General features: G+C 49.4%; 10 protein-coding genes. 1 reads left to right on the top strand and 9 read right to left on the bottom strand.

All coding sequences use genetic code 11. From position 1 onward, the window contains the following. Positions 1–277: 277 nt before the first annotated feature. The 7 genes from kdsB to Q0499_RS17150 all read right to left on the bottom strand — a co-directional run bounded on the left by kdsB (position 278) and on the right by Q0499_RS17150 (position 8,248). The gene (kdsB, locus tag Q0499_RS17180) at positions 278–1,042 is read right to left on the bottom strand and encodes a 3-deoxy-manno-octulosonate cytidylyltransferase (RefSeq protein WP_299201838.1); all 765 of its coding nucleotides are present in this window, start codon (positions 1,040–1,042) and stop codon (positions 278–280) included. Positions 1,043–1,050: 8 nt separating this feature from the next. After that, on the bottom strand, positions 1,051–1,236 hold the full coding sequence (locus tag Q0499_RS17175; RefSeq protein WP_299201835.1) for a Trm112 family protein: 186 nt from the start codon (positions 1,234–1,236) through the stop codon (positions 1,051–1,053). A gap of 35 nt (positions 1,237–1,271) precedes the next feature. Continuing rightward, complete coding sequence (lpxK, locus tag Q0499_RS17170) at positions 1,272–2,294, bottom strand: tetraacyldisaccharide 4'-kinase (RefSeq protein ID WP_299201832.1); 1,023 nt, start codon at positions 2,292–2,294, stop codon at positions 1,272–1,274. Between the two features lie 2 nt (positions 2,295–2,296). Beyond that, on the bottom strand, positions 2,297–2,716 hold the full coding sequence (locus Q0499_RS17165) for a biopolymer transporter ExbD (protein ID WP_299201844.1): 420 nt from the start codon (positions 2,714–2,716) through the stop codon (positions 2,297–2,299). 12 nt (positions 2,717–2,728) lie between these two features. Next, on the bottom strand, positions 2,729–3,349 hold the full coding sequence (locus tag Q0499_RS17160; protein WP_299201829.1) for a MotA/TolQ/ExbB proton channel family protein: 621 nt from the start codon (positions 3,347–3,349) through the stop codon (positions 2,729–2,731). A 319-nt stretch (positions 3,350–3,668) separates the two neighbouring features. Next, a complete protein-coding gene (locus Q0499_RS17155; protein WP_299201826.1) occupies positions 3,669–5,795 on the bottom strand; it encodes a methyl-accepting chemotaxis protein in 2,127 nt (708 codons plus the stop codon). Positions 5,796–5,944: 149 nt separating this feature from the next. Further along, positions 5,945–8,248: a DNA internalization-related competence protein ComEC/Rec2 gene (locus Q0499_RS17150; protein ID WP_299201823.1), complete on the bottom strand. Its 2,304-nt coding sequence runs from the start codon at positions 8,246–8,248 to the stop codon at positions 5,945–5,947. Positions 8,249–8,326: 78 nt separating this feature from the next. Here Q0499_RS17150 and Q0499_RS17145 point away from each other — a divergent pair, with 78 nt between their 5' ends. Next, positions 8,327–9,025, top strand: a complete 699-nt coding sequence (locus Q0499_RS17145; RefSeq protein ID WP_299201820.1) for a DUF2062 domain-containing protein — start codon at positions 8,327–8,329, stop codon at positions 9,023–9,025. Positions 9,026–9,068: 43 nt separating this feature from the next. Here the strand turns inward: Q0499_RS17145 and lolD are convergent, their stop codons facing one another. Next, positions 9,069–9,755, bottom strand: coding sequence for a lipoprotein-releasing ABC transporter ATP-binding protein LolD (lolD, locus tag Q0499_RS17140; RefSeq protein WP_299201817.1), 687 nt, complete (start codon positions 9,753–9,755; stop codon positions 9,069–9,071). Beyond that, the gene (locus Q0499_RS17135) at positions 9,748–10,992 is read right to left on the bottom strand and encodes a lipoprotein-releasing ABC transporter permease subunit (protein ID WP_299201814.1); all 1,245 of its coding nucleotides are present in this window, start codon (positions 10,990–10,992) and stop codon (positions 9,748–9,750) included. Before Q0499_RS17135 ends, lolD begins: the two co-directional genes overlap by 8 nt. Positions 10,993–11,029 lie beyond the last annotated feature (37 nt).

Here is an 11,029-nt window from a genome sequence, read left to right as displayed (position 1 = left end):
TGCTGAAGCCGAATAACTACGTGGGGTGTAGTGGTAGGACTAGGCGGATTCGAACCGCCGACCTCTACCATGTCAAGATAGTAGGGACATACCCACAAAATCGATCTTATCTATCTGTTTCAACTCAGGTAATCAGCACACCATTTTTAAGAGTTCTGAAAAGTGCGAAGGCACTTGCCTGTCATTTATTTTAAATATCAACACCACCCCTCCCGAACGCTGAAAACCAACGTTTCGGGGGGATCTTCATTGCCATCAAAAAAATGCTTTATATTGCTTACTGCTCAAACAGATGACGAATACGCTCAAGGTCTTCAGGTGTATCAACACCCGCAGGAGGCAGTTCATCCGCTTCTTCAACATGGATAACCGCACCATTCCACATCGCCCGCAACTGCTCGAGACACTCCGTCTGCTCAATTGGCGCTGGCGCCCACTGGACGAAGTCATTAAGAAGCTTAACGCGATAGGCATAGATGCCAATGTGGCGCTGAAAATTAACACATGAAGGCATCACTTCACGCCCTGATGGGGTGGCAAACGGATCTCTTGGCCAGGGGATTGGCGCCCGGCTAAAGTAAAGCGCCCGGCCTGCACGATCAGCAACCACTTTAACCACGTTAGGGTTCAGCAGTGACTCGATATCATTGATCGGCTCACACAGCGTTGCAATACTCGCCTCAGTCACCGCACTGAGATTATGTGCTACCTGATTGATCACCCGTGGTGGAATCAACGGCTCATCACCCTGCACATTGACAACAATATCATCCGCATAGAAGCCCAGCGAGTGAACCACCTCCTGCAGCCGGTCTGTGCCAGAAGGATGATCTGCTGACGTCATACAGACCTCTGCACCAAAGCCTTTAGCTACATCCGCAATGCGTTGATCATCGGTGGCAATAATGACCCGCTGAGCCTCGCTCTGAATCGCCCGTTCATAGACATGCTGAACCATCGGCTTACCGGCAATCTCCGCCAGCGGTTTGCCAGGAAAACGGGACGAACCAAATCGCGCAGGGATAACAACAGAAAAAGCCATAGCGTAACCTACTTTGCCAGACGTTCGTCAGTGGTCAATGTACGCGCTTCGCTTTCCAGCATTACCGGAATATCATCGCGAATCGGATATGCCAGACCTGAGCTCCGGCAGATCAGCTCATTGGTCTCTTTGTTCCATTCAACCGGTGCTTTAGATACCGGACAAACCAGGATATCCAGAAGTTTCTTATCCATCGTTAGTGCCTCTGTGTGACGTACTTTAATATTCGTTACTCTGCGCGCTTATGCGCAGCCAGCCAATCGCCAAGCATCCGGTCGAGCGAAGCGCTGAACCCCTCCCCCAGCGCCGCGTTAACCTGCAGGTACCAGGCATTTTCAAGTGCTATATGATCGCATTTTACCGCATCTTTTTCAGTCATTATCAGCGGCAGACTCCGCTCAAAAGATAGATCAGTGTCAGTATAGTGGTGGTGATCCGCAAAGCAGTGCAACCGCGGCTTAAATCCTAAGGCTACAAGAGTATCGCTAAAACGTGCGGGGTTGCCGATGGCCGCAACAGCATTAACCTCTCTGTCGTCCGTCCAGCAATCGGCTGCCACAGCGCAGCCTGTGCTTAATGACACCAGATCGCCGGGCTGCAGCGCCATAGGAAACGCTTTCTCTGCATGACCGGCTTCGAGCACCGTTTTCGGTGACGCCCCATTTACGACAATAAGATCAACCTCATTTAATCGCTCAACCGGCTCCCGCAGTGGCCCTTCAGGCAGGCAGCGACGGTTGCCAAAACCTCTGACGCCATCAATGACAGCGATCTCAATACTACGATTCAGCGCATAGTGCTGCAGACCATCATCGCTGATGATCAGATCGCATTCGGTTTTTTCCAACAATAATCTTGCTGCAGCAACACGATCAGGAGATATGACCAGCGCCACCCCGGTACGACGAACAATCATCAGCGGTTCATCGCCTGCTTCAGCGGCCGATGAGACAGCGGTAACAAAATAGGGAGTTGTCGGTGGCTCAGCCCGATAACCGCGGCTGATCACACCGGGCTTATAGCCCTGCTGACGCAGATGTTCCACCAGCCAGATGACCAGCGGCGATTTACCGGTCCCGCCCACAGTAATATTGCCAACCACGATAACCGGCACTGGGGCGGTCCAGCTCTGGCGGGTACCATGAGCGAATTGCTGCCGCCGACGACGAGCGAGGCTGCGAAACAACAGCTCCAGCGGGCGAAACAGGACCAGCCAGCGGCTACCGTTATACCAGGCCTGTTCCAGCCCCATCGTTACTGCTCAGCCGGTTGCTGAGTGGTAATACTGAGTGCAGCAAACCCCAGCTTCCCGGCGACATCCATAACAGTAACCACAGACTGATGCGGTGTTTTAGCATCGGCAGAGATAATAAAGGGGAGCTTGCGGTTTTCACCGGCCTGATCAATTAGCGCCCGGCGCAGGGTTTCCGGCTGGCTGTTCAGCAGACTCTGACCGTTGACTGTAAATCCGCCATCAACACCGATCAGCACCTCAAGGCTCTCAGCCTGAGTTTCTAAGGCTTCGCCGTCGGCCTCAGGCAGACTGATCTGCAGATGCGATTCATTTGTGAAGGTAGTGGATACCATGAAAAAAATCAGCAACAGGAAAACCACGTCGATCAACGGCGTCAGGTTTACTGCAACCTCTTCCTTTGGCTTACGCCTGAATTTCAATCGACTCATCGGTTACTCGAAATCTACTTCACGTTCACCGTGAACTACTTCAACCAGTTTCTGACACTCCTGCTCCATCTCGATCAGCAGCGTTTCAACACGACGCTGAAAATAGCGATGAAAGACCAGCGTGGGAATAGCCACTGACAAACCTGCAGCGGTTGTAATCAGTGCTTCAGAAATACCACCAGCCAGTACATTGGCATTACCAGTACCCTGCAGCATGATTTCAGCAAACACTTTGATCATACCAATAACGGTACCCAGCAAACCCAACAGAGGAGAGATCGCCGCAATGGTGCCCAGCGAATTCAGAAACCGCTCCATCTGATGCATGACATGCTGTGCAGCTTCCTGGATGCTCTCCCGCATAATCTCCCGACCATGGTTTGAGTTATTCAGTCCGGCGACCATAATCTGGCCGAGCAAACTTTCATTACGGATCAACTGCAACCGCTCAGGGGTCATTTCACCACTGCGAACCAGCATCCATACCTCAGATAACAGATTAGCCGGCGATACCCGCTTCTTCTGCAGCACCCAGAAACGCTCCAGACAAATAGCCAGAGACAATATAGAACAGGCGATAATTGGCACCATCAGCCAACCACCGGATTGTATCAACTCAAACACCAGCATTCCTCCTTAAAACCGGCCCATACTCTAGCATAGAGTCACACGCCAGAGTAGTGATTAACCCGCTGAGCAGTAACGCTTTTTTGTGAGTATGAAATTTGCTGTCACCCTATGGACACAGAAGTTACAAGCCCAGGATAACGGCACCTCAAGCAGCACCATCTTTTCGAAGACAAGACCTGTTTTCGAATTACCCTTATCGAAGATGTCTTTCTGATTCGGCAGCATCATGAAACTACTGCCGAATAAAAAAACCGGGAATACAGCAGGGTAAAAGAGGGAAATAGGGCCCTTATTGAGAGCCCTATAGGAAGAGTCACACTTTGAACTGATTCGCTATCAAATTCAGCTCTTCTGCTGCGGCTGCAACTTCATTGCTGGCACCCGACAGCTGCTCAGCTCCGGATGAAGTTTGCAGTGACAGATCCTTGATATAGGTAATGCTTTTATTTACCTCTTCAGCCACAAATGACTGCTCTTCAGAGGCAGTAGCGACCTGTATCGTCATTCCGCCTATCTGCTCAATAACATTTGTAATCGCGATGAAAGCTTCAGTCGTTTTCTGCGCCTGCTCTGAAGTCAGTAACGCCTTGTCTTTACCACGACTCATTGTTTCAGCTGCAGACTCTGCAGCCGATTGCATAGAGGTAATCATATCGTTGATATTAGACGCAGATTCCTGAGTGCGCTGCGAAAGAGATCTGACTTCATCAGCAACCACGGCAAACCCTCGTCCCATATCTCCCGCACGTGCTGCTTCAATAGCAGCATTAAGCGCTAACAAGTTGGTCTGTTCAGCAATCCCTTTAATCACCTCAAGCACATTACCTACCTCAATACTCTTCTCTTTAAGCGCCGACATCTCTGCGCTCGCCGAAACGACATATTCGACCAGACCGGAAATCGACTGAGTAGCATCGGCCAATGTGCTCATCCCTATATTACTTTGATGCTGGGCCTCTTCGGCAGCACTGGCTGTTTTTGATGTATTTTGCGCAATATCCTGTGTGGTAGCCGACATTTCATTGACAGCAACAGCTACCTGATCAGTTTCACCATGCTGCTGATTAACCGCCAATTTAGTTTGCTCAGACACCGCAGAGGTTTCTTCAGCCGTCACTGCAAGACGCGAACTGGACTGAATTATTTCAGAAATCATTCCCCGCAGGTTTTCACTCATATCTTTCATAGAGCCATAAACACTGTCATGACCCGCTGTAGCGGAAAAACGTTGTGTCATGTCTCCATCAGCTATACAACGGGCGATCTTCATCATCTCCTCAGGCTCTCCACCGAGCGGCAGCATGATAGAACGCGTGATAAGCACGCTGAGAACGATTGCGATAACGATAGAGATCAGGCCTATAGTGATAACCAGGTTGAGAGAACTGGATGAAGCATCCCGTCCAGCCTGTTGAGCAGCCTGCATCTCCATATTTGACAACCCCTCTATCTGACCGATCAGCAAAGATGCCTTTTCTCCTATGGCATCCAGGTTGTTCATAGCGGCCTCTGCAGCGGTCGATGTTTGCAACAAAAGCAATCGACTATCGATCATTTTTTTACCGTCACGCTGCATCGCTGAGTGCTGTTCATCTAACTGTTTTACAAGATCAACAACCTGAGTACCGGGTAGCGCATCAGCATAACTGATCAGCTCAACCGATAGCTCATCAAAGCGTGTAATAGAAGCATCATAAACAGCGACCACGTTACTGATGCTCTCCTGACTCAGAGCGTGAGCAATCTCCTCTAACGCAATACGACTTTCTTGAATGGCAACCTTAATTTCATTAACCGCATCAAGCATTGGAATTCCCTGTTCTATAACCGAAAACTCCCTACTATCTTCTACAGACAAACGCTTAACTATTTTATCTAACTCTGCTTCCAGGTGGTTCGCTCCTGCTAAAACTGCATTAACTGTTTTTTCCATATCTAACATAGCAAGATCAGAACTTTCTTTAGCTTTAACAAGCTGATTACCGCTTTCAAAGAGTGTCTGTGCTGCAACCTGAAACTCATTATTATGTAGCGCATCAGCGTCACGCACCAACTGCGCTAACTCTTTATTATTAGTTGCGATGACGACGCCACCACCGTCGATTGCGCCACCGTTAAGAATGGCTTCGACAAGCTTATCAAACGTTTTTACAGTAACAGCAAAACCGGCTTTGGATTCATCAATAGCGCTGCCCTTCTGATTGAAAATAACAGCGGTTGCACCTTTAAACTCCTCCATTCTGTTTCGACCTTCCATCAATGCAACCTTCATTTCGTTTGCTGCATCAATTAAGGGAGCCTCCTCCTCACTAACAACATGTAATGCTTCTGAAATATTACTGATACCCCTATATCCGGTGAAATTCGTGATAACTAATAAAAGCGCGAGCAGCCCAAAACCGAGCATTAACCGCTGAGAGACTTTCAGAGAACTCAACATAATCCTTACATCCTTGATCACTAAAATATAAGGATAATGAAACCAAGATTTAGCAAGGTATACAACGCCCAGGAGGGTAACAACCTCCCAGTCTGATTACTATTTATATTGATACAAGTCAATACCTTACAATAAAAAATTAATGCTTTTTACTCAGGTGCTTTATCCGCCAACCAATACCTCATTTTTGTGTCTCTATAGCCTTCAGTAAGACACCGCCCTGCTGTGCTCTGAAGCATCAAAGCCCCCTTCTCAGAGGTATTCAGCCAGTTCAGCTGCAGATGTCTCAGCCGCTCGATAACATCGACTGCGGGATGTCCGTATGAGTTATCAAAACCCGCGCTGAACAGTACCCACTCAGGTTTTAATGCAGCCAGCCATTCATGACTACTGGAAAAGCGACTGCCATGGTGAGCAGCAACCAGCCAGTCAACCTGCAGTCCCGGATTGTCGCTGAGGATCTGCTGTTCAACACCACTTTCTATATCTCCAGGAATCAATACCGAGCAATTTTTCGATTGCACCAACAGCACACAGGATCGATTATTCTCATTCACAGGCACTGGCCTGACGGGCTGAATATAACTAAAGCGAATACCGTCCCACTCCCATGTGTCGCCGGATACACAGGGTTTAGCAGCGTCACTACGCCGTACCGCAGGACTACCCGAGTTCAGCTCAGCAACAACAAACGCGGCTGCCAGACTCGGGTAGCCTCCGGCATGATCATTATCTTTATGACTAATAATTACGCGATCCAGATGGCTAATATTTCGACTTTCCAGCAATGGCAACAGGGTAAAACGCGCAGTACTGCTGCCCCTGAAAGCAGCCCCGGTATCAAACAGCAGCACCTTGTTGCGAGTTTCGAGCAACACAGCAAGTCCCTGACCGATATCAACCACTGTGGTACGAAAATCGCCATGCTCAATAGAGGGTTTAGGCTGAAAAATCAGGACTGTGAGAATAAACAAAGAAAAGTATCCCATTCCAGTCCAGCGGGGCAGATTCAGCAGCACTGCGGCCAACACCCCTAAAAAGACGGTCATTAGTGATGGGCGACTGGTAAACAACCCTACACCTTCGGGCGGCATGCAAAGCTGCAACAACCACCAGAATGTATCCGACAAGCCAGAGAGAAAAACCGCCCCAGTATCCGCATCAACCAGACAAAGCAGCATCCCCAACAGCACTCCAGGGATAAGGATAAAACTCAGCAAAGGGATTGCCACCAGGTTAACCAGGGGTGCAAACAGTGCAACCTGTCCAAGCCAGAGCAGCAACAACGGAAACAGGCCGATAAATACCGACCATTGGGTTGCAAAAATGGTCCTGATTCGCCGCTTCTCTCCAGTTTCCGAAACCGCCAGCAGCAGTGCTGCAACAGCCGCAAAAGACAACCAGAAGCCCGGCTGAAAGAAGCTTAGCGGTTGCATCAGCAACACCAGCACCAGGGCGAGCTGATAACGTTTCCAGACCCCCAAATGGCGATTCAGCAGCGGCGGTAACAACATTGCCACAGCCATAATCAGCGCCCGTTGCGTCGGAATACTGAACCCTGCCAACAACGCGTAACCCGAGGCCATAACCAGAGCAGGAATAATTCGACAGGCACGCACATCCACTAATTCTGGAGCATACCGCCCAGCCAACCATAGCACTGGCCACTGGAATAACCAGCCAGCCCAGTACCCGAGCATGCAAGCGATAGCAATATGCAGACCACTGATAACCACCAGATGCACCGTGCCAGTTTGCCGCAACACTTGCCACTGCTGATCACTTAAGTCCTGCTTATCCCCCAATACCAATGCTCTTATGGTCGCATCAGCGTCAGGCCCGAGTGACAATTGTGTCAGCCACTGGCCCAGCCGATATCTCAGATACTCTATCCGATAACGACTGCCAGCTCCGGCTTCGTCTATCAATCGGGCAGTTAACAGATAACCCCGGGCATTTACCCGGTTTGCGAACAACTGTGTTTCATAATCGCTGCCACCGGGATTCATCAATCCCCGGGGTGGTTTCAGCCTAACCCTGAACGCCCACTGCTGACCAGGAATGATCTCTCTTTCAGGGTTATACCAATTTAATTGTAAATGCTGCAGATCAACCCCAGACATTAACGGGGAATACTGATCGACTTCAAAGTTGAAACGCACCATCCCCGGGCGGTATTCTGGCAAGCGACTCACGGTTCCGCTTATATTTAATTCCTGAGCAGACATATACATGGGCATTCGCTGACTCAGATTAAGATAGCCCCAGCCGGAGGCGAAAACAGTTCCAAATAACAATCCGGCAATTTGAATCCGTACTGGCGCGGCTAACCAGCGCCCGGAAACAGGCATAAAACACAGTAATAGAGCGACACTGAGGATAGTGAGAAATGAATAAGAAAGCAGTTGCGGCAGGCAAGCCACCAACAATACGCCAAAAGCGATACCAATCATCCTTGATTTCCGGTTGGCTTAACGGTTTTAAGGGGGCATAATTAGCCCCTCCCATCAGCTAACTATAGTTTCTCCCTGATGCCGCGCAAACTTATCAAGAAATTTATGCCAGACGAGCGTAAGCTCAAGTCCAATCGCTACCTTAGCTGGTTGGGAAGTCATATACATGATCCGAACCTCTGGCATCTGTCCCGCAAGTCTGTCAGCAAAGCGTTTTTCGTGGGACTGTTCTGTGCTTTTATCCCTCTACCATCACAGATGCTGATTGCCGCAGTTGTGGCTCTGTTTGTGCGCAGCAATCTGCCGATCTCTGTCAGCCTTGTGTGGCTGACCAACCCGATAACGATCCCCCCCATGTTCTATTTTGCCTACTGGATTGGTACGCTTATTCTCGGCGGGGATGTGGTAGCGATCGATTTTGAACTAAGCATGGAATGGATTAAGGCAGAACTGGAGTACATCTGGTTACCGTTACTGGTAGGCTCAATGGTCTGCGGTATTGTCAGTGGCGCCCTGGGTTATTTCCTGATGCAACGCTTCTGGGTATGGCATGTCAACAAGAGCTGGCACAACCGTAAAAAACGTAAGTTTATACTGCGTAAATTAAAGCAGGCTATAACGCCACAGGAAAATACTGAGAGCGGTGAGCAGAATAATCAGGAGGACGCAGCACGCGACCCTTCAGACCCTACTTTAAACTCTACTTCTTCAAGCACTACCTCTTCAAACACTACGCCAAAACCTTCTTCAGATTCAGATAGCAAAAAGCCAGAATAAATTCCGGCTTTTTAACACTGAAGGCTTACCTGACCCGCCAATATCAGAGCGTTATCGGTTGTAGTAAACCATCCTTTAACTCGACAACTCTTCCCTGCCTTTCAGCCAGCTGAAGATCATGGGTTACCACAACAAACGAAATACCAAATTCGCTATTGAGCTTATCCATCAGGGCTTGTACCTCTTGCCCGGTATGCCGGTCCAGATTGCCAGTAGGTTCATCCATCAGCACACAGGCAGGGTTAGTGACCAGAGCCCTGGCTATCGCTACCCGCTGTCGTTCACCACCACTAAGCATGGAGGGTTTATGTTCAAGCCGGTGTGACAGCCCCACTGATTCTAAAATGGCAGCAGACTGCTCACGAACAGAGCTGATCGCCTCCCCTCTGATCAACAAAGGCATCGCCACATTCTCAAGGGCAGTGAATTCCGCTAACAGGTGGTGAAACTGATAGACAAAGCCCAGAGAACGGTTACGCAGCCTGGCCCGTTCCTGCTCACTGATCGCAAACAGTGACTGATCATCGACTCGCACATCGCCAGCGCTGGGGAGATCCAATCCACCCAGCATATTCAACAGGGTACTTTTACCCGAACCCGAACTGCCGACGATCGCCAGGGTTTCCCCGCGCTTAACAGCTAGTTCAACGCCTCGCAGAACCTCAACAACAACCTCACCATCCCCGTAATGCTTTTTCAGGTCGATGCATTGGAGTACCAGATCACTCATAGCGCAATGCCTCCGCCGGTTGTGTCCTGGAAGCCCGCCAGGCGGGATAGATGGTTGCCAGAAAACTAATTCCCAGGGCAACAGAGATTATCACCAGCACATCCCCTGACTGCAGTTGCGAAGGCAGGTAACTGATAAAGTAAACATCGGCACTGAGGAACTGTATACCGAAGGTATGCTCTACCCAGGCGATCAGATCAGTAATTGTCAGCGCCAGAACGATACCCAAAAGGGAACCGAGCAGCGTCCCCATCACGCCGATAACAGTCCCCTGCACCATGAAGATCCGCATAATACAACCGGGCGTAGCACCCAGGGTTCTGAGTATAGCGATATCACCTTTTTTATCGGTAACGACCATAACCAGAGTCGAAACAATATTGAACGCCGCAACAAACACAATCAGAAACAGCAACAATCCGATCATTTTCTTTTCAAGCTGAATAGCCTGAAACAGATTGCCGTGAGTACGGGTCCAGTCACTGGCTCGGTAAAAATCACCGAGCTCAGTAATAATCTGTTTAATCCTGTAAGGCGCTTCGAACAGATTATCAAATTCAAGACGAATACCATCGACACCACTGGGCATCCGCTTAATTCGCGCCGCATCATCAATATGGATATAAGCCAGATTCGCATCCAGCTCGGCACCGACCTCGAATATACCCACCACGGTAAAGCGCTTCAATCGTGGAATAATTCCTGCCACACTGATCGATGCCTCTGGAAGTACCAGGGTTATTTTGTCACCAATGCCCACACCCATTGAACGAGCAAGAAGTGAGCCCATGACAATACCGTAACTCTTAGACTGCAATGCGGCCAGGCTCCCCGCTTTTATGTGGTCACCCAGTATTGAGATCTTTTGTTCTAACTCTGGCTCGATACCATTAATCAATACACCACGTACAACACCCCGATTAGTCAGCATACCCTGTGCCTGAATATAGGGGGCAGTGCCAACAATGCCTGATTGCGCATTAACCTTATCCGCGACTTCCTGCCAGTTTCCCAGTGGTTTACCATAATCAGAAATCGTGCCATGGGGAACCATCCCCAGAATGCGTTCTTTCAACTCCCGGTCAAAACCATTCATTACCGAAAGCACAACGATCAGCGCAGCGACACCCAGCATCAGCCCCAGCATCGAGACCAGCGAGATAAACGATATAAAATTATTGTTACGCTTGGCGGCGGTATATCGCAGGCCAACGTAGAGAGAGAATGGTCTAAACATGGCGCGAATTAAATCACAGACTGGTGAATTTCTCTAA

This window comes from uncultured Amphritea sp., assembly GCF_937127095.1.
In the GTDB taxonomy this organism is placed as follows: Bacteria; Pseudomonadota; Gammaproteobacteria; order Pseudomonadales; family Balneatricaceae; genus Amphritea.
This window is presented reverse-complemented; position numbering and strand designations above follow the sequence as displayed.